This is a genomic window from Leptothoe sp. EHU-05/26/07-4 (assembly GCF_043421015.1).
Lineage (GTDB): Bacteria > Cyanobacteriota > Cyanobacteriia > Phormidesmidales > Phormidesmidaceae > Leptothoe > Leptothoe turfae.
This window is the reverse complement of record NZ_JAXSQV010000011.1, coordinates 137,197-157,934: the sequence shown is the minus strand read 5'-3', so window position 1 is coordinate 157,934 and position 20,738 is coordinate 137,197. Positions and strand designations below refer to the sequence as shown.

Sequence of the window (20,738 nt, the reverse complement as noted above, 5' to 3'; positions counted from 1 at the left end):
GCTGTAAGTTCCTTGTCACCCTGTAAGGGGGTAGATAGAATCACAGGCAAACTCCGTGGTGTCCCGGCTGGTACCAATTTGGACGTACCCTTTGTTTTGCTTGAGGTCATACAACCCATGGGGGACGGCTACTCCTTCTGCCAAGGATTGCCAGTCATGGTCGTAGACAGCGATGACCTCGGTGTTGTAGCTGTAACCCTCCCGATAAAACGGACCTATCCATTCCTTTTTTTGGTATCCATGCTAAGGATGGGGTTGCCGGTCGTTTCGTACTCCTCTCGTAGCCGTTTAATGTTCTCAAATTACTCGTTACGTTGGGGGTGATTCCTCGTTGATAGGGTCTTGCGCATCCGACGGCGACGATAGTTGTGTTTTTCGAGGAGTTGATCAACCACGGTCACACTGATACTGATGCCTTCTGCTGCCAGCAATTCGGCAATTTTAGGTCGACTCAGATTCGTCCACTTAATCTGCTCATCCATCGGCGAACCCGCCGTATGCGGTGCAATCACTCGTAAAAAGACGTCATCCAAGTTTTCGAACACCTCGAATGACGATTTTCGCCCACCCCTCGCACGACGGATACCAGGTTCATGGAGAACTGATTCATCTGTCAATTCCGACATTCCCAGCTTGATTGTCTTATCGTCACAGCCCAGGAGACAACTCATGTAACGGATCCCGCCATGGCCTAGTTTCAACGCTTCGATACCCGCATATCGTCGACGATCCTTTTCTGACAGCGAGTGATAATAGCGTTGCATCTGTATTTCTATTTCCTCGGGATACGGGGCTACCATAACGATAATGAGACAGCTGTCTTGCCATCTTATCTACTTTTAGTAAACCTGGAAGTTATAGAGTCCTTATTCCTATAGCGACTCAGGTTCGTGAAGGTCACCTTCCCACACATCAGATGAATCGTCGTAAACAGGGTGATTAAAAATTGTCGACGAGGTTTGCTAAACGGCCTACTTTGCGCAGTAGAGCTTGTACTATAGTGTCCATCAGCTGTCCGCTTGACGTGTTTGTTTGGTAATGACACCCTACACGGCGGGCAGCTTCTCTGTCCAAAATCTCCTTATTGTGTCCGGGCTATTGACATACAAACTCTTGTTGTAATTGGATATAGGTGATATCGCCCATCCTAATCCCGATAGTTCAGTCTACAGTGTAGACACCATCAGACATTGTGTAGTCAATGCCATCCTTGTGTCTCCCTTCGTATTAACAACAACATCTATCTTAAGAATGGCAGCTATCGTTGGTGCTCCTACTGTGTCTGAAGCCAATTTTCAGCCTGCGATCTCTACACATCAGATACAAGTTGCTCAGATTCCATCAGTTTCGCTACCGCTTCCTGCGGATAAACCTGCGCCTTTACCAGCAATTCCACCAGGTGTAGAACATCTTCAAAATCCAGAAGATTTGTTACGTTCTATACCTGAGTCTTCCCTCTCAGACGAAATAAGGTTTTCTCCAACCACAACTGAGGAGGTTGTTCTTGTTAGGCATTTTAATATTCTGGGAAGTACCGTATTCGATCAGGCAGAACTCTCAGCTTTTCTGGATAAATTTCGTGATCGCCCCCTAACTTTTAACGAATTATTAGAGGTATGCGATGTCATCACTCAACTTTATGTCGACCAAGGTTATATCTCATCAGGCGCATTTATTCCTGCTGACCAAGTTGTTGAAGAGGGTATAGTCACAATTCAAGTTTTAGAAGGCAGACTGGCTGAGATTAAGGTAGAAGGTGCTGCACGGCTTAAGCCAAATTATATCAAGAGTCGTATTGGTCTTGCTACAGGTGCCCCTGTTAATATTTCAAACTTGCTCGAGACACTCCAGCTTCTGCAACTGAACCCTATCATTGAGACTATCTCTGCAGAGCTAGTGGCTACTCCAAAACCGGGTGAGAATATGCTGGTTGTTCAGATCAAAGAAGCTTCAACATTTTCAGTGAATGTTGAGCTGAACAATGCTGAAAGTCCCTTACTCGAAACTTTTCAGCAAAAAATTGAAGCTGTAGAAGAAAATCTCAGTGGTTATGGTGATTCTTTTGCAATTACCTATCAACATGCCGGCAATAGCAATGTTTTTGAAGCAGACTATCATTTGCCAATCAATCCTTATAATGGCAGTCTCGATTTAAGCTACACCTTTACCAGTAGTGAAATTTTAGAATCGCCGCTTTCCTTGATTTCCCCAGAGTCTGAAGCCCATATTTGGTCTGCTGGTATTAGTCAACCGATCTTAGAAACTCCAAAAGATAAAGTTACCCTTGGGTTTCATTTAGAGCAAAGAACTAGTCGAAGCTTTATTCAGCCCCCTGATCTCTTAAAAACTCCCTTCGGTTTCCCTGGTTCTGGAGCCACAGAAGATGGGCTTACCCGGTTAACAATTTTGAAATTTAGCCAAGAATGGCAGCATCGAACACCTAACCAATTAATCTTTGTAAAGTCCCAATTAAATTTTGGGACAGACTGGCTGGGAACAACTGATAATCCTGACCTAACTGAACCAAGCACCGAGTTTTTTTCCTGGCAGGCACAAGCACTCTGGCTCCAGAGATTTGCCCCAAACTGGTTCCTAATTGGCCGAGTTGCTGGACAAATTTCTGATCATGCCCTAGTCTCTTCAGAGTTATTTGGCCTAGGTGGTGCTAACAATGTTCGAGGTTACCGCAAAGATACAATCTTATCGGATAACGGAGTTCTTGCCTCTCTGGAACTCCAAACTCCTGTTATGCGTTGGCCAGAGCAAGATGTCACTATTTCCCTAGCCCCTTTTGTTGATTATGGTTTTGGCTGGAATCAAGATAATCAACCCTTGGATGCACAACATCTGGCCTCTATCGGTGCAGGATTAATCTTTCAGATTGACGACAAATTTACAGCCCGACTCGATTACGCTGTGCCCTTAGCGAATGACAATAATAGTGGAGATACCCTGCAAGAATCTGGCTTCCTGTTTGCTGTCAATGCTCATCTTTTCTAGAGATGAGAAGACAATTGGATTAAATCCATCAGCACTGATCACCATTAAAAAGAGTAATTTTATTACGACCAGCACGTTTAGCTCTGTATAGTGCTTTATCGGCCTGAGTCATGACTTTTGTTAATGAGCTGTTGCTGTCTGCAAAATACATCGCTACCCCACAGCTGATACTTACATATGAACTCACTTGAGATTGAGCATGGGGTATTTGACAGCTGTGTACTTTCTCACGCATACGTTCGGCAATCTCACATGCTTTTTCAGTTGATGTAACCTGGAGGATAACAGCAAACTCTTCCCCACCATAACGGGCCACAATATCTTGTGCTCGAACAGCCTGTTGAATAGCTTTGGCCACCTTCTGAAGACACTCATCCCCCATCGGGTGGCCGTAAAAGTCATTGAAGTTTTTGAAAAAATCTACATCACATAAAATGATGGCAATATCTTTCAACTTTCTCTGAGCATCGGCCATGTGTTGATTAAAAGCTCTTCGATTTAGTACATTGGTCAGGCCATCCACATAGGCATCCTTGATCAGTCTTAAATTGCTTGCGGTTAAGCCAATAATGGCCGATGTAATGAGTCCTAACAGGGCTGGCAGGCTAGGCACCCACCATCCGTTAAAAAACCATAGACCATTAACAATAAATACGCTAAAGCTTAGCCCCAAAATTGGAATCATCAAGGATAAGAACGCTCTTAGACCACTGTGCATTTGAGATCGCTGCATCATAATCAGGCCAGAGCCCAAACTGCACCATAGCAATACCCATCCCCACTCTGCTTCCGTAGGCCATGTTCGGATCAATGGACGTCCATCTAAAACTGCACTGACAATCTGGCTAGCGACGTGTGCATGAATGGCAATTCCAGGGCTTTGGGGGGTATCTGTTAAATGACTTGTGTTGTAGGGAGTGTATACAAAATCATTTAAGCTTGGGGCGATTGAACCAATCAGCACAATGCGATCTCGAATCAAATCCTCTGATACTTGGTTCTCTAGAACATCAATAATCGAGACAGTTTCAAACTGATTATCTGGTCCTCTAAAATTCAGAATGGTTTGAAATCCTCTGTTGTCAGCATGGGTATAGCCTCCATCATTTGGTTGTAGACGAGGAAATACAACGTTCTTTAAACGACTATTCTCACTTCCTGGTATAGGTTGTGGAACAATGCCTTCATGTTGCAGAAAATGTAGTGCGACAGCTGTACCTAAGTTCATCCGAACCTTGCCTTGCTGACGGATAGATAAGAGCGCTCGTCGCACCTTGCCATCATCATCCATAAGAATATCTGCCATAGCTACCTGATTCTGTTCCGCTAGGATCGGAGGAGGGGCAACAGGTGTTTCACCTGCTTTCTCAACTCCAAATAAATCAGGTGTATTTCTAAATACTGTTTCTAGCGCAGCTGTTCCAGGAGGAACAGAAAAATCACGATAGATATCTAAGCCGATAACTCGAGGAGCATGTTGGCTAATTTGACTTAATGCCTGGGCTAATCTCTGATCCGAAAGTGGCCATTGCTGTAGTTGAGACAGATCAGGTTCATCGATAGTAACAATTAAAATTCGAGGATCTGCCGATTCAGCCTCTGGACGCATACGAAAATAGCTATCAAAAACTAACCATTCCAAAACCTGGAAGCAGCCTGTCGAGTTTAGCAGTATCATACAAGCTGTAACAACCAAGGAAATAGTAATAGACACTACTCCAGGAGACAGAGATTTTTGATGGCTAGATTGCCATTGCTTCAATAAAAGTAGATCGCTAAACCTGATGGTCATCACGCTAAAGTCCAACTGTCATAGCTTTGTTAGTCTTGCTCAGTTTACCCAGGATTTTTCTTGACTTTTTTTGTATATGAAATAGTCTTAAGGAATACAGATTTAATGAGACTCTATATTTCTAACGTACAGGCGTTCCATGAAAAACCTCTTCAGGTATTTTGGATCTCTTCTAAAATAGAACTGTTGTAAAATCGATGGGTAAAGTAGCTCAAATCCTTGATTATCAAAAGATTTAAGTTGTGCACCAGGAAATTGCTCGAAATTCTTGCCTGACAATATGTTTAGCCCGATCAGCTTTTTATTTCACAACAAGCCTAATCCTTATTAGACCTTAACTCAGATTCTATGCAACTCTGAAAAACCACCTATATTAATGGGCACTAAAAGTTAACTCAAAGCTTTCTAAGCCTCCTATAGTGAGTAATGTTTCCCAAGCCACAACTGCATCTGAATTAGCAGGTTCACTACGTAGGATTTGATCTAACATCATCAATGTGTCATACCAGATGCCTAATTCTGCATAAATTCCTACCTTCTCAAATGTAGATGTTAGAGGGGCAGTTTGAACAGATTGGGGTAGCGATACTCGTTTAACATATCCTATCAAAATAGGATCATCAGGTTGCAAAGAATCTCCACATACAGGTACAACAGCAATACGATAAGTGCTTTCCAAGCTCAAATCAGAAGCCTCTTCAGGTACCTTTATGCTAATTAAACCAGTGCTTTCAGGCAATGTTTTATAACCCTGATAAATAGTTTCCCCTTGCTCATCTTGAATATTCACAAAAAGTTGCCTTGCTAAAGTTTGTTCAGCATAGAGAAAGAATTCAGGATGAGCAGAGACTGTTAATCCCATAAATGAACTTGGAACTAGCAGCGTAATATTAGAGGCTTTAGTCGCTGTTTCTTGTCGACGGCAACCAAATAAATTTCGAGATGCTCCGCCAGTAGTGTTGCTTGGGATACCATCATCTGGTGGATTAAATTGAAAGGTTGTAGCCTTGACCAATGAAGCCATAGTCTCTGCAAAGAGTGCTTCGACTGGTGTCAATAAAATAGCAGAAGAAATAAGAAAAATTGATGTAAGCCGAATCATCATGATTTTTTAAACTGCTCCCCTGGCGAATTATATGAAATAGGCAAAAGTTAAGATCTTGGCATTCTCTTTAAAGGCAAAGTTCTAATTTGCTAGCGAGGCTCTACAGATTGCACCGCTATTTTCTCAAAGTAGGACGAAAACAACTGCAAATATAATGTACGCATGTTGTGAGAATATTTGTTTGCTCTTACTTAGCAGTATAAACCTTGAAATCTAAAGTGATAATGGTTGAAATCTTCTCTACCAAGACTTATAAAAAAGTAGATAGTTACTTGATACACGCTTTATGGAATGCAAGAAGAGTAGTAAAAACTAAATTTGTTGTTTAATTAGGGTTTGCTGAAAAACTCAATAGAAATCTCAGGGATTATCCAGCAGCCAGGCAGGGTCAGTAGCCCCTTTCCCAGGGTCGAGCCTTTTCAGCCAGTCCTTGCTTAAGGTGTCTGTAAAGGGTCTCACATCTGCCTGAGAGCGGCGGAGTAAGCGGATCACCCCCATCAAAAACAAGCCAATAAAACGGCGTAGCCGTTTCTCCAAGTTCATCACCAAACAAGTGATGGCAATCAGGGTTTCAGCAGTTTGGGCGAGTTTGGCCATGACGTGTCCGAGTCCAAATCGTCGTTTCGCCTGACCAAACTTACCTTCGACAGTGACTCGAATACTCTCATCGTCTCGGGCTTGTTGTCGGAGGAAGGCGTGTTGAGCTTCACCGAGTGACGGTCGGCCCAAGGGCGGACCACTCAGACGGATGCCATGCTGTTTACACCACCTCAAGTTATCGCGTGTCCGATAAATCTGGTCGGCATGCACTGAGGCGGGATAGTGTCCGGTGCGGGCGCGAAAGCGTTCTATCTGGGGTATCAAGTCTTCGGATTCATTAAAGTTATCCCAACTGAGACGGTCGAGAAACACATAGCCCGCCACACAACTCATGGCGAATTTGGCTCCAAATTCAACGGGGGTTCCGGCTTTACCGCGCACAATGGTTCGTACATGGGGCTGTGAAATACTCACAATGCGGTCATTAATCCGTCGCTGCTTGTGTTGATACATGGGCTGTTGTTGGCGATAGACCTCATAAATCACCAACAGGGTCTTGTACTCTCGTGGATTCAGCGCTGCAAGCGTTGCGCCTGCTTTGATTAACCGGTCAATGTACCCTAGGTTTCGTCGCACATAGTTGAGTTGTTGTCGGAGGCCTTTACGAATCAACTTGCGTGACTTCTTGCGCCGTTTCACAATCCTGAGGTAGTCTCTGCGGGCGGTTTGTCGATACGTTCGAGGCTTCTTTGGAAGACAGCCTGCTACCTGTTGATACAACTCATCAATGAGCCGTTCACTGTGCTCTCTCGCTTGGTTGAGTAAATCGAGGTCAGTCGGATAGTGAATATCGGCAGGCGCACAACTCGCATCCACAATCAATTGACCTTGATTGCCACTCGATGGCGGGGCTGGTGGATCTGAGTCATCATCGCTCTCGGATGCACTGTCCTCAGATGAGGCGGAGGCGGGGGCCATGCCTGCTTCAACCACCGACTCATTGACCGCTGACACCAGGTCGACACGGATTCGTTTGCGAAAATGAACCAGCATCGACGCATCAAACGGGGGCGTGTCGCTGTACTCATGCAGTCCAAGAAAATATTGCAGATACGGGTTCTCTCGTATTTGGTCTATCGTCTCTCGGTCGCTGGTACCCAATTTCTCTTTGATAATCAATGCGCCCAGAGCCATCCGAAAGCCCTTCGCTGGCGCTCCCATATCCTCGCTAAACTGGCTAGCATAGGTTGATTCGAACTCATCCCATGGGATCATCTCGGCCAGTTTCACCCAGCGATTCTCCGACGATAATTTGCCCCCAAACGGTAGATAAAAATCTTCGAAAGATAACTGGCCAGGTGATGATTGTCGGTACATTTCCCTGAGTAGGTGCAAGGGTTTTAAGCATTTTAGCCACTTTTTCGTGCACTTAAGCACATCTCAATACAATGAAACCCTTGCAAACTATGAAAGCTGGACTTCAACAGCAAACCCTAATTAGTTCAAATTCCAGAAATCTATTCTCTCAGATGACTAAAAGGTCTCCCTAAACTAATAGAAACGGCCAACTCTATTAACGCCAGTTACCTACCAAAACAAACGGAGCCCAGTAAAATGGATGGCTATACTGGCTATTGTTGAGCGAACTAACTTGTGCCTGTCGCAGAGCCTCTGCCTTAGAGGTATTGCCTTGTTGAGCAAGCTGGTTGTAAAACTCTGAAATAATCAAAGCAGTTGACTTGTCATTGACTGACCATAGAGTTGCTAAGGTACTTCTTGCCCCTGAGCGCACTGCAAAACCTGCTAACCCCAAGGCAGCCCTATCGTCCCCCTCGGCAGTTTGACAAGCACTTAGCACCAATAGTTCAATAGGTTGTTGGATATGAGGTAAATGCTTCCTTATCAGACTTTGAAAGTCCTTAATCTTTAAAGGTTTTTCCCAACCAAGCAAAAATGTTTGATCCAAATCAGAACTAAACTGTCCATGGGTTGCCAGATGAAGTATGGGAAAATCGTTACGATTGACCTCTGCCTGCAGGTTGTCAGTTGTAAAATCTTCATTCAAAAATACTGTTGTAGGAAATTTTTCAGTAATCTCATCAATTTCTTGAGCTACACCTGGTAAGGCTGAAAATCCTTGGTGAGCTTTCGTAATGGCCCCGGCTAAGATATTAGGATGTTCTTCAGATAATCCTTGTGGAGGCATCAATTGCAACCCGGGGGTCAGAGCTATATTAAAATCTTCAACTAGATAGCGCTCTCCATCGTGAAGAGCAGCTATTGGAATACTTCTTAGGGAACCATCTAGAACAAACACCAAAGTTTCTATTTGCTGTTCATAGAGAGTTGTTTGTAAAGGCTCAATCAGCCACTGATAGAGGGTCTGAGCCACTCTCAATTGCTCAGTCTTAGAAAAGACTGGATTGAGCGCCTGTAAAAAATTGTTTACAGTCTGATTTAAGTATGCTTCTGTAATCGGTATGGAATTGTGTTGAAGGGTCTGACCAGGAATTGATGTGATCACTAATAAGCGATCTGGCAAAATCACAGGATAAATAACTGCTGCTGTAGAATCAATTTGATCAATTTGCTGAGTTTCAATGTCTAAGCAGGCAGATCGGAAAAAATTCTGGAGTTCTGCAAGTTGTAGATCCTCAATAGTTTGTCTAGCAAGCCGTAAATCAGACTCATCTGAATCTTCCGTCACTAGCAAATCAACTAACTCTCGATAAACTAGTTCAACAGTATCTCGAAAAGAAAACTGAACAACGCTATCTGTTGCCAATAAATCAGCACGGATCAGTTTGAGAGTGTCTACAGATTTCTTATATGCTGAAATTGCCTCAGTTCTTAAATGATTAGCTTGATTGCCATTGTTAGTTAACCTAAACTGAGCGTTGAGAATACGCCCCTTTTGCCATTGCCAACGGTAGTCGATATCTTTAGCATTTAATCTCTTTGATAGGGTTAGGGCTTCGTTCGTTAACTCAAGTGCATGACTGTACTGTTGAGCATATTCATATAGCGCCCCAAGTTGTCCTAATGCGTAGGATTCAGCTCTTTGGTCATCTATAGACTGAGCTTGCTTTACCGCAGTTGCCAGTAATTGAGCAATCTTACTCAGTGAGCGTGTGGGTACAGCTTCAAATAAACGATGCTTCTGCAAAAGAGTTTGCAAACTAATTGCTAGATTCACCTGGGCATAGATACCCATACGATTAGGCTCTAGCTCAAATACCAATTGATCAAGTCTTGACAGACGGTTCTCCACCAAATTCCAGTTTTCGGCTTTGATCAGCAGTGATAGCTCACTGCTGATAGCAACAGTCTCTGATAGAGGCGTAGAAGCAGTCTGAGCTGCCTTAGCATAAGCCTGTATAGCCATATCATATACTTCTGAACCTCGATAGGCATTGCCTAAGCTTAACCAGGCAGAACTAATGGTGTCCTGATCCCCAATTGCTTCTGCAAGCTGAATACTTTCCTTCAATACAACCTGTGCTTCCTGAAGATTCCCAGTAATTTGAAAGACATTTCCCAAACTTTTTAAGCCAACTACCTTCAAGGATGAGGCTGGCAGTGCAGCAACCTGTTCCTGAATCTCGACAAGTTGGAGGTAGGCTTGTCGATAAAGCCCCATAGACTGTAACGCCTGCACCTGATTAATGCGACTACCCAATTTACCTTGATGATCTTCAGACTGCTGATATAGCTCCTCAGCCTGCTTCCAAAGAATATGCGCTTCTTCTGGTTGCCCCATGGCTAGCAATAGCATCCCTTGGGTATTTAAGGTTTGAGCCCGTAACAGGATTCCTTCTCGCTGGCTAGTATCGATCTTGGCCAATAATTCAATGCTTTGCTGAATTGTAATCTCGGCTTGCTGCCAGTTCCCTAATTGTAGGTAAGTATTACACAGAGCATTAAGAATCGAGATTTGTTGTGATAGATTACCACTTTGTTCAAACTCGTTATAGGCAGATTCCCAAGCTATACGAGCTTGTTCATAGAGACCTGACTTGTAGGCTTCCTGAGCTTGAGGAAGACGAACATATTCTGTCTCTAGTGGTTGAGTTAGATTCGCTGGTGTGGAAGGCAAAGCATAGCCTGCTGTCGTAGAGAGGGCTGCCAATATAATCCCTCCAGCCACCCTCATTGTATAACATGATATTTGATGGGAAGAACTATGTTTCAATTTCATGCTTTATCCTCGTTGACAGGGCAATGTTTGTTGTCCAAAAGCTGAGGTTGGATAATTGATTTGAGTAGTTTGGGCTACTAACATCAGTTGACCTTGTTCATTTCGTACCAGCCCTTGGGCCCTATTTAGTTGGTTGGGTGCTTGTGTTTCGATCGGCCTAGCGTGCACTGATACAAACTCACTAGCTGTGTCAACATTACCGAGAGATCTAATATCAGCCCATAGGTCTTGCCCTGTTAAGATTTGAGTTGGATCGGTGGGTAACCCTCCCTGACCAGTCACCACCAGCTCATTTTCCGTCAGTTGTTCACAGGCAGTGATAATCTGTTGTGTGTCAGCAGGGCTTTCTGTGTGTTTCTGATTGTTGTTTGGCGGTAGATCTGGGCTGTTAATCTCAACGATACCATCAAATTCAGAACCTAGGGCAGATGTGGCTGTGATCAGGCTATCGGAAGACTGAAGCAACGCTTCAGTTGTGATGCTTACCCGTCCACCATTACTATTTTCGGAATTGGCCGTAATAGAGCTATCGCCTAGCATCGTCAACGTATCAAGAGTGGCTGTAATGTTTCCACCAGGAGCAGTGCCGCTGGCATTGGTCTTGATAGTGCTATCGCGAAGAGTTAGGGTTCGAGCATTGATGCCAATGTTAGCGTTGTTACCATCAACAGTATCTGCAGAGAAGGAACTACCATTATCTAACAGAATGTTTTCAGCCTTAATGGCTAGGTTACCTGCAGGGCCAGTACCTTCAGTAAGGCTAGAACCAGGAGTACTGGGTTTATTACTCACATTGATTGTTGCTCCATCCTGTAGGTTGAGATTCCCTGTTTCAACCATGACATTACCACCGCTACCAGGACCTAAAAGAGCACTGGCGAACAGTCCACTTTGCCCAAATGCATCGCCACCTCTGAGTTCTACCTGCTCCAAAGCTTGGATAATTAAATCTCCTGCTGGGTTTGGGCTCAGGGTTCCAGTCACAACTTGACCACCATCAGCTACGAGTAAGCGTTGAGTGTTGACCATTAACTCGCCTCCGTTCCCAGACCATGGCCGCTCTGATGCAGAGCGTAGAGAACTAGGCCCCCCGGCACCGGGTGTGCCAAAGCTACCAACTATCTCGACTTGGTCTGCCTTGACTATCAAATTGCCTGCATGACCAGCGCCAAAGGTACCTGCAGAAATTTGACCGCCATCAATAATAGATAATACATCCGCGTCAATCGTTAGGCTGCCTCCATTACCTGTTGCAGAGCCATCTGGCCCCCCATTTGGTCCAGGAGCAACGGTGGTAAATAAACCACTCGGACCAGCAGGACGTCCCCCATCAACTGCTATGGTTTCTGCTGTTACTGTTAAAGTTCCTGCACTACCATCGCCAAAAGTACTGGCTGCAATTTGAGCTCCTGCTGTCAGTGTCAGTTGGGCTACATTGAGATCAATGTGACTGCCATCGCCAGATGCACCTGAGCCTACACTGGCAAAGATACCGCTAGGCATCACCACAAAATCGGCAAACATTGGTGGGATAAAAACAGGAACAAAAGAAGATGCCCCCTCAAGAGTTAGGGATTCTGCATTGACTTGGACTAGTCCACCACTGCCACTGCCTAAGGTATTAGCCAAGATAGCTGAACCGCCCGTCAGTGATACCAGTTGACCTTGTAATTGCACATTGCCAGCACTAAAATTACTAACCTTAAGTGCAGCAGCATTTTCAAGGGTAATATCGCCAAAAGAATTGACGTTGTCATAATTCAGTTGAAACCCTGTAGATACCGGTTTGAGTCTAACTAATCCATCATCTACACCGCCGAGTTCGATCCGCCCCCCTGGAGCCACTAAATTTGCGCCATCTAGGATGACATTGTTGCCTACTAGGGCAAGGGTTTGTTGATTTACTTGGAGATCAGGCGCAGCCAAAAAATCAACAACGGATAAATCTGGATTGATAAAGAGTTGATTGCCATGGCCTTCGACCACAATATCTCCGGCATTTGCACCGACTTGCAAGCCAAGTGGAATATTAACGGTTAGTAGAGAGTTAGCAGCACTGTTATCTGTGAGGCTAAAATTACCATCTTCAAATTGGAGGCCACTGGCTGTGCTGGCAATAAAGGAACCCCCTATTTGTAAACTAGCGCTCTCTCCAAATATGACACCATTAGGATTAAACAAAAAGAGATTGGCCATGCTATTCGCAGATGTCTGCAAAAGGCCATCAATCAACGAGGCATTGTCGCCGGTGATACGGGTAATAATATTTTGTACCCCTGGGTCAATGAACGTAACCGTTGCATCTGTATCTACACCAAAGTGTTGAAAACTATGGAAAAGGTTGCGACCTGCCTGGGTGCCACCAGTGATAGCGCAGGTTCCTGAACAAGCGGTAGTGCCCCCTGCCAGAGTTGGGGTGCTACCGTCAATCTGAATAGTTTGTGCCTCTGCTGGTGATGCTATAAATAAAGCGAACCCCCACAGTATGGTCGCGACACAGGTCTTATGATTACCCCAGGGTGTCATGTCTAAGTAATGGTATTTTCTATAGTCGGTTACTTCGTAGAATTTACTTTGGAGTCTTATGTGGAAGCCTTATACTGATCAACATGCCCAGAACATATGGTTCATTACCATCAAGCTAGAGATTAGCTAGCTAGTAGTACGTTGTCTGACAGCTAAGTTTTGATAGGGGGGTTAGAAACAGCTTGAAAATTTGATAGAAAAGCTTCAGCAGCCTCTACTTGAAGGGGTTGAGAAAAGAAATAACCCTGCATATATCGAAACCCAATGGTATTTAGTTTATGGACATCGTCTTGGGTTTCAATGCCCTCTACTATGACGTTTAGGTCTAGCTTCTCTGCCAGGGCATGGATGATTTCACAAATATCCCAATTTTTGTTGGCAACAAAAGAGCGATCAATTTTCAGAGCATTGAGTGGTAGTGCTTTTAAGCGGGACAAAGCCGAATAGCCTGTGCCAAAATCATCTAAATGTAGCTGTACTCCTAAACGTTTGAGCTTTTGCAATACTGTCGTTGTTACTTCACTATTTTCAACCAGGGCGCTTTCGGTGATTTCAAACTTGAGACTGTTGGGATCAATCTGAATGGTGTTTAGCATTGTTTCCACATGGTTGGCCAAGGATAATTGGGACAACTGCATAGCAGATAAATTAACACTCATGGTCAGTGACTGTGAAGGATATGATAACGATTGCCATTGACTCAGTTGCTGACAAGCTTCGGTAATCAATTGTTGGCCCAACTGATGAATGAAACTACTTTCCTCGACTAGAGGCATAAATATCGTAGGGGAAATTGTTCCATAGGTGGGGTGTTGCCAGCGCGCGAGGGCTTCAAAGCCATAGACAGTATTGGCATTGTTGCAAACGATAGGCTGATAAACCAGGTAGATCTCTTTGTTGTTGATAGCTGATGGCAGATCTTGCTTCAAACGAAGTAGTCGCACCTGATCAAGAGATAACAACGCTGACAGAACGCTTGGCCTAGCTTCAAAGGCATTGGCCAGACGAGTTAACCGCTCTATATCTATCATGGCGGCTGCTAGTAGATGATTGACTTCTCCAGAGAGTTGCCCAAACTGACCTGAACTCAATCGTTGAACTACTCTCTGTAGGCTACTAAGGGGATATTGTAGTTCGTGTTGTACTAAGGCAGATAAATCACTAATATCGCTTTTAGATGAGAAAGGAAGTACGGATTTCATGGTTTGAATAGATACTGGTTAAAGTAATAAAGTTGCTTCTGTTGAGATCGCAACAGAAGGCTATTCAGACTCTGACACCCATCAAACAAAGGTAACACTGCTATTGAGGTCGAGAGAGGAGATGTTGTCAAGCCGAGCAATTAAGTCTTGGCTAGTTCCGTAATAAAGGAAAACATCGTTCCCTTGTGAAGACTGATGATAGTCGGCAGCTGCTCCATGAAGCTGCAGCATATCTATACCGACAGTAAAATCGGTTACGATAACATAGTCCAGTTCACTATCTTTGCTGTAGTAGGCTTGGTTGATATCCCCCAAGATGAACTGATCTGCACCACTTCCCCCAGTTAGGTGATCTTGTTCGTTGGAGCCAATGGCAACGCTATCTGTCCCATTTAGGATATCATTCCCCCCATCACCGTAAAGATGATCGTGCCCAGCACCGCCGATAAGAGTGTCATTACCTAACTCAGATATTGTCTTAATTTCAATAATGCCACGTCTTTTATTGGTTGAAGACGTATCATCCCATTGGTTGGCACTACCATAGTTTATCCAACCATAATCCTGATTACCGTCATAATTATTTGGTTCTCCCGGTGCCCAATTCGTATAGGTTATAGCTTCTCCACTTACCCACTCGAATTGGCCTTCTACAAGACGATCATTAATCCCAATCCAAAAACCTTCTGTAGTACCGAACGTGCTCTGCACCCAAGCTTCTTCCCTAAGATCATTGATGGTGACCAGGTTACCTCCTAAACTTTCAGCATAAGCTTGGGCATCGTCCCAAGTCATAACAGAATCTGTCAATAGATAAAGACTTCCATTATGAGTTTCACCATGGAAGTTCAACAATGTCTCATTATATAGAGCTTGAACAGCATTCTCGTTTAACACACCATCCAACACCCGGACATCGTGTAATTCACCATCGAAAGCTCCATCCTGTGTCCAATGGCTTTTGCCGATATAATTATGAGTGCGGACTTTGGATATTGGCACAACATTACTGACAGCTTCACCAGCTAAAGCTCCATTCTTATAAATCCGGATAGTTCCCAAGGCATCGATAGTCGCAGTTACATGAATCCAGGTGTCAGTTTGCCAGAAGTTTTCAATCTCAAGCACACCAACACTTTGATTGCCTTCATAAATATGCAACCCTAAAGTATTTGTCCCTTGTTTATTGGCCAACACAATGTTGTTGTTGGCTGGACCATCACCAAAGTCAAAAATACGAGACCAATAATTAAAACTGTCATAATTTACCCAGGCAGCGAAGGTCATTAACCCACCTGTTTCTAGAGATGATATTTCACCATAATCGTCATTACCATCAAAACTAAGCACACCTGTAGCGGCATTGACCTGAGCACCATTTTGAAGAGAAAAGGGAGCTATCGTAGCAAAATCACCATATAAGATATCATTTCCTTCATCTCCGTAGACGATATCATTCCCTTCACCGCCATAAGCTGTATCATTACCTGCCCCACCCTGCAGGACGTCATCATTACCGGAAGGAGCACCAGATGGTAGAATAGGAAGAGTATCTGAGACACCTGGAGTAGGTAGTTCTGCGGCTTTAATAAACTGAATATAATCAAGGTTTGCCCTATCTCCATTATCACCAATAGCAATAATTTCAATCAAGTCCAAGTTGCTGATTTGTAAACCTTGGACCACTGTGCGGGTCGTGAATGTGCTGATATTTGGCTCGTTGCTACCCAGGTTCTGATCCGCAAACCACCGATCTACCTCTTGGTTATCAACTTTAATGATGATTTCTGCTGCACCATCGTTTTCATCGTAGTAGCCTACGACAACATCGTAAGTTCCAGTTTCACCTGAAAATAGACTAGTAGAACTGATTTGCATCCCTGTAGCGGTTGTTTCAGTTCTGTAGACCGGTCTTGTTGTCCAGTATCCATCGTCGTCATCGTCGTCATCGTCGTCGTCATCAGATACATAGACGTTTTCATAGTCAGTTATGAGATTTGTCTTTGTGGCAGTTCTGATATAGCTACCACCTGAAGCAAAGCTTCGTTCAACGGTCTCTCTCAAGCCAGACAAATCCATGTCTTCGACTTCTAGCTGAATAGTGATCGCGTCTAGAGGTTGATTGTTAATTGTTTCTACATTAACGTTGCTTTCTTGAAGTCCTTCACTGTACAGCGACCGAACAGCTGCCTCATCCAGCGCCTCGTTTAACAAGTCAACATCCTTGAGTTGCCCATCAAAGTACCCATCATTGGACCAATGGCTTCTGCCAATATAATTGATACGCGTTTTGACACTCGGAATGATGCTACTAGTGGTTTCACCAGCTAGGGCTCCATCTCGATAAATTCGCATGCGCCCCGACTCATCTATAGTGGCGGTAATATGCATCCAAGTATTGGCTTGCCAGAAATCATTAATGGTGAGTCTGTGGCGTGCTCCATCGGCATGGACTTCAAAGACTAAATTATTGGTTGTTCTTTCATTGGCTAACAAAACATTGTTTTGAGCAGCACCATCACCAAAGTCAAAAATACGAGACCAGTGATTGAAATTGGTGTAATTTACCCACGCAGAGAAGGTCATAGCACCACCTGTTTCAGTACCTGTTAGTTCGCCATAGTCGTTGCTGCCATCAAAGTTGAGCAAGTCTATTGATGCATCAACGTATACTCCATTAAATAGAGATAGTTGTTTAGGTGCACTCGCACTAATATTTGGTGCGAGAGGTTCGTCCTCTGTAGTATTAGGTACTTGCTCTAACAACAAATAATCAATGATCGCTTGATCGGTTGCGAGAATAGACTGAACCTTAACATTATCTAGAAAAGCCCCTACACCATCGCTACTGCCAATGGCCTGGAATTCTAAAACTGTACTGCTATTACTTGCTGTGACATCGTAGGTATAGGTTTGCCAAGCGTTTTGACTGCCTCCTGAACGGCTAATAGTATCTAACAACCGCCCATCCCAATATACAGCGATGCCATTACTTGCACTCGCGATCCCAGGGCGAGGGCTATAGGAGAAAGAGAGTTGATACTCAGCTTGAGTAGTTGTGGCTAATGTTTGGGCGACGCCGCCATTTCCGTTACTGTCTAGCTCCAGCCATGCTCCGCCTTCGTCGGCATTACCGAACCAATTAGTAAGCTCCTGTACTTCAATCATAGACTGCCCTGTAGATGACCAACCCAGTAAGCTATTAACCAATCCCCAGCTATTCGTTGCTATTGAGTTATTTTCAAAGCTGCCATTGGTAACAAGACTGGCAACAGATGCCCCAAACCCTTCTTGCCCTTGAATTTGAATGACATCCCCCGTATTCAGAGTAATCCCTAACCCCAAAGTCTTCTCATGGGCAGCGTCGTCGTCCAGGTTAAATTCCCAGCTAGTTAAACTAACACCATTCAAAAACACCTCAGCCTGAGCATTGCCAGCACTACTGTCAAAGTAGTTAGCGTAGAGATTGTAAATACCTGATGACCCAGTGTGGGTATAAGTAGCAATACCTGTCAGCCCCATCAGGGTAGTGATAGCCATATCACCTGAAGCAGACTCACTGTCGAATTGTGTATAACCGCCAGTCAGCTCCAGATCTTCAGCTTCTATACGAAGATCTGCTGGCTGACCATCATTCCCTCCTAAGTATTGATAAAAGTTATCATTAGAAGGAATGTTTGTATCCACACCGATAGCGGACTTTGAGGTAATGATGTCAACGTAATCCAAACGAGCAAGATCCTTTTTACCATCCGCTTTCCCTTTGAGTTTGATGGTGTCTCCAGTTTCTAAGGAAATTCCGGTAATTGTGTAGGTGCCGGGTCCTGCATTCCCGTCTAACTGCCAAGTATATTCTTTTTGCGATTCTTTCCCTATAACAACTAAGGTGATTTCGGCAGAGCCTCTTGCTTGATCTTCATAGCCCACTATTAGATCATAAATACCGCTAGGACCATTAAATTTGGTTTTTGCAGTCCCTTTACCCTGGGTTTTGACAACTGTGCTGCCTGATGCTCCAAATTGATCATCCTTACTATAATTTCTTAGTTTCATATCTTCGACTTCAAGGCGTGTCCAGAAGTCCAAATCGACTAAAGGATTGACTGAGTCAAATACGGCATTACCCCTGGGTCGGTTGTTCGAAATAGTCTTAGTTCCAATCAGTGGGATGAAGTAATCATCGCCATAGAGAACATCATCATGATTACCTCCTTCCAACGTATCTTGTCCTTTACCACCAATGAGGAGATCTTCGCCACTATTGCCAGTCAGCTTATCGTCTCCAGCCCCCCCATTTAGGTCATCATGCCCCGTATCACCTTTAAGGACATCACGCCCGTTACCACCATCTAAAATGTCATCTCCTCGACCACCTGCAAGAATGTCATGACCATCTTCTCCATAGACATGATCATTATCATTCTCTCCTAATAAAAGATCGTCTCCCTTGCCACCTAAGAGAATATCCTGACCATTCCAACCATAAGCGATATCATTCCCTTCACCTCCCAAAATAATATCATCCCCATCTTCTCCATCAAGTAGGTCATTGCCACCAGTTCCACTAATCAAGTTTTGAATATAGTTGCCTGCGAGAATATCATCAGCATGCCCTCCAGTTATATTCGCTTGAAGCTCCTCTGTGTTGATTGTTGTAGCGACAGCAGCATCAATCATTTCACTATACTGCTCAATCTGTTGCCACCAAGTGCCCCAGCTCTGCTCTAATACTTCCGCTTCAAACTTCTGGAACCAGGTACCCCAACCCTGTTCTAAGATTTGGGTATCAAAGTTTTGAAACCAAGTACCCCAACTCTGATTGAGTATATGCTCATCAAACTCTTGCCACCAGGTACCCCAGTTTTGGTTTAAAGTTTGGCTTTCAAAGTTTTGATACCAAGTGCCCCAGCCCTGTTCTAGTACTTGTGCCTCAAAGTTTTGGAACCAAGTGCCCCAGCCCTGTTCTAGTACTTGTGCCTCAAAGTTTTGGAACCAGGTACCCCACATTTGCTCTAACAGCTGGGCTTCAAAATCTTGAAACCAAGTGCCCCAACCTTGCTCAAAGATGCGCGATTCAAGGTTTTGAAACCAACTGCCCCAGCCCTGTTCCAGGATTTGCCCTTGAAAGGCTTCAAACCAGGCCTCGTATCCTAAGATTTGCCAGTCTTGGGTATTAGTTAAGGCAATTTTAGCACCTTCACGATCGCCAAATTTAGTAATAGCAACTTGTTGTGATTGTGTATGAAGGGTCTGAAAATCCAAATTTTGCTGCAGCGCAGTGTAGTTTACGTCCCATCCCAGTACATCAAAGGCTTGCAGATCTAAATAGGAGATATCAGTGCGCTCTTGGTATCCTAGGGTCGGATCCATGATGCCCAAGGCATTTTGAAAGCGTTGCCAATGGCTAGCTTGGTATTCATTCCCTTCTTCAAATTCAGCTGCTGTAGTAATACCACCATCGATGGAGAAGTAGGCAGAACTACCAAAACTGAGGTCACTGACCTTACCATCAGGATTCTCAATTTTGGCACTAGTCTCACTGTATCGCATCAGATCGAGGGACGTAAAACCCTCAGTGCGAGTCTCGCCAGAGTGCAATTCAAAAGTTTCCACTAGGCCATCTAAACCACTGACGAAGCCAAGATTATGGCCAATCTCATGGAGTGCCATGGTCAAGAAATCGAGGGTATTTTCAGGGGCTTCGAATTCCCTCGTAAAGTCGTAGTTCCAGTTATAGCTATTATTGATTTGAATATAGCCGTCAAGGGCGTTGGGGTCTTGTAAGACATCTCGGTCCCAAGTATTGCCATCTTCAAGGATCAGCTCCTCCTCCATGCCTAAGGCTTTGGCCTGGGCACGGGTAAGCATGATGCTAGTATTCTCGTTGACAAGTTCGTCATCTACCAAGATATCGACAGTATTGCCAACTTGAAGAGCATCAAGGACCTGAGTGTCTCCATTGGACGTGGCGTCATCTTCTAAGTAATCTTTGTAGACACCGTAGTGAGTCTCATGAAAAATGGGAATAGCACCGCCGACGGCCTGACCATTTTCGCCCAGCTCATCAGTAGACCCGATACGCAAGTTAATGTTGGTATTGTCAATCAGGAAACTGGCCCAAATATTGGCTGCCATTTGAAAGCCCAATCGTTGCTCCAGACTGACATTGGGATCAAAAACAAGCTTAAACTGCACCATGGGTTTGAGGAGTTTTAGAGAAGTAGGAGAAAGATTACGAAGAACTTTTTGGTTGGATTCAAATACTAGACACATGCACTTGTTCGTCACACAGCGATAAGACTGCACAACGAAACGGCACATAGCCATTACCAATCAATTATTACCTTCTGTATTTTTAGATACCTGTATTCTCGT

At 44.2% G+C, this 20,738-nt stretch carries 9 protein-coding genes and 1 pseudogene; 1 reads left to right on the top strand and 9 read right to left on the bottom strand.

What is annotated here, in order from left to right; genetic code table 11:
* Positions 1-15 precede the first annotated feature (15 nt).
* Both U2F10_RS36470 and U2F10_RS36465 read right to left on the bottom strand, forming a co-directional pair.
* Positions 16-222, bottom strand: a pseudogene (locus U2F10_RS36470) (ISAzo13-like element transposase-related protein); the annotation flags it as partial.
* 80 nt (positions 223-302) lie between these two features.
* Positions 303-800, bottom strand: a complete 498-nt coding sequence (locus U2F10_RS36465; protein WP_499874961.1) for an ISAzo13-like element transposase-related protein — start codon at positions 798-800, stop codon at positions 303-305.
* Positions 801-1,251: 451 nt separating this feature from the next.
* Between U2F10_RS36465 and U2F10_RS36460 the strand changes: the two genes are divergently transcribed.
* Positions 1,252-3,000 carry a ShlB/FhaC/HecB family hemolysin secretion/activation protein gene (locus tag U2F10_RS36460; RefSeq protein ID WP_499874960.1) on the top strand — a complete coding sequence of 583 codons (1,749 nt, stop codon included), beginning with the start codon at positions 1,252-1,254 and terminating at the stop codon, positions 2,998-3,000.
* A gap of 28 nt (positions 3,001-3,028) precedes the next feature.
* Here the strand turns inward: U2F10_RS36460 and U2F10_RS36455 are convergent, their stop codons facing one another.
* The 7 genes from U2F10_RS36455 to U2F10_RS36425 all read right to left on the bottom strand — a co-directional run bounded on the left by U2F10_RS36455 (position 3,029) and on the right by U2F10_RS36425 (position 20,561).
* Positions 3,029-4,714, bottom strand: a complete 1,686-nt coding sequence (locus U2F10_RS36455) for a CHASE2 domain-containing protein (protein ID WP_499874959.1) — start codon at positions 4,712-4,714, stop codon at positions 3,029-3,031.
* Between the two features lie 451 nt (positions 4,715-5,165).
* Positions 5,166-5,897, bottom strand: a complete 732-nt coding sequence (locus tag U2F10_RS36450) for a DUF928 domain-containing protein (RefSeq protein ID WP_499874958.1) — start codon at positions 5,895-5,897, stop codon at positions 5,166-5,168.
* Between the two features lie 360 nt (positions 5,898-6,257).
* Entirely contained in the window at positions 6,258-7,814 is a 1,557-nt protein-coding gene (locus U2F10_RS36445; RefSeq protein ID WP_499874957.1) for an IS5 family transposase, read from the bottom strand.
* 196 nt (positions 7,815-8,010) lie between these two features.
* On the bottom strand, positions 8,011-10,566 hold the full coding sequence (locus U2F10_RS36440; RefSeq protein ID WP_499874956.1) for a CHAT domain-containing protein: 2,556 nt from the start codon (positions 10,564-10,566) through the stop codon (positions 8,011-8,013).
* A 72-nt stretch (positions 10,567-10,638) separates the two neighbouring features.
* Entirely contained in the window at positions 10,639-13,161 is a 2,523-nt protein-coding gene (locus tag U2F10_RS36435; RefSeq protein WP_499874955.1) for a filamentous hemagglutinin N-terminal domain-containing protein, read from the bottom strand.
* Positions 13,162-13,313: 152 nt separating this feature from the next.
* Positions 13,314-14,363, bottom strand: a complete 1,050-nt coding sequence (locus U2F10_RS36430; RefSeq protein WP_499874954.1) for a putative bifunctional diguanylate cyclase/phosphodiesterase — start codon at positions 14,361-14,363, stop codon at positions 13,314-13,316.
* Between the two features lie 81 nt (positions 14,364-14,444).
* Positions 14,445-20,561 carry an NF038122 family metalloprotease gene (locus U2F10_RS36425; RefSeq protein ID WP_499874953.1) on the bottom strand — a complete coding sequence of 2,039 codons (6,117 nt, stop codon included), beginning with the start codon at positions 20,559-20,561 and terminating at the stop codon, positions 14,445-14,447.
* Between the last annotated feature and the right edge of the window lie 177 nt (positions 20,562-20,738).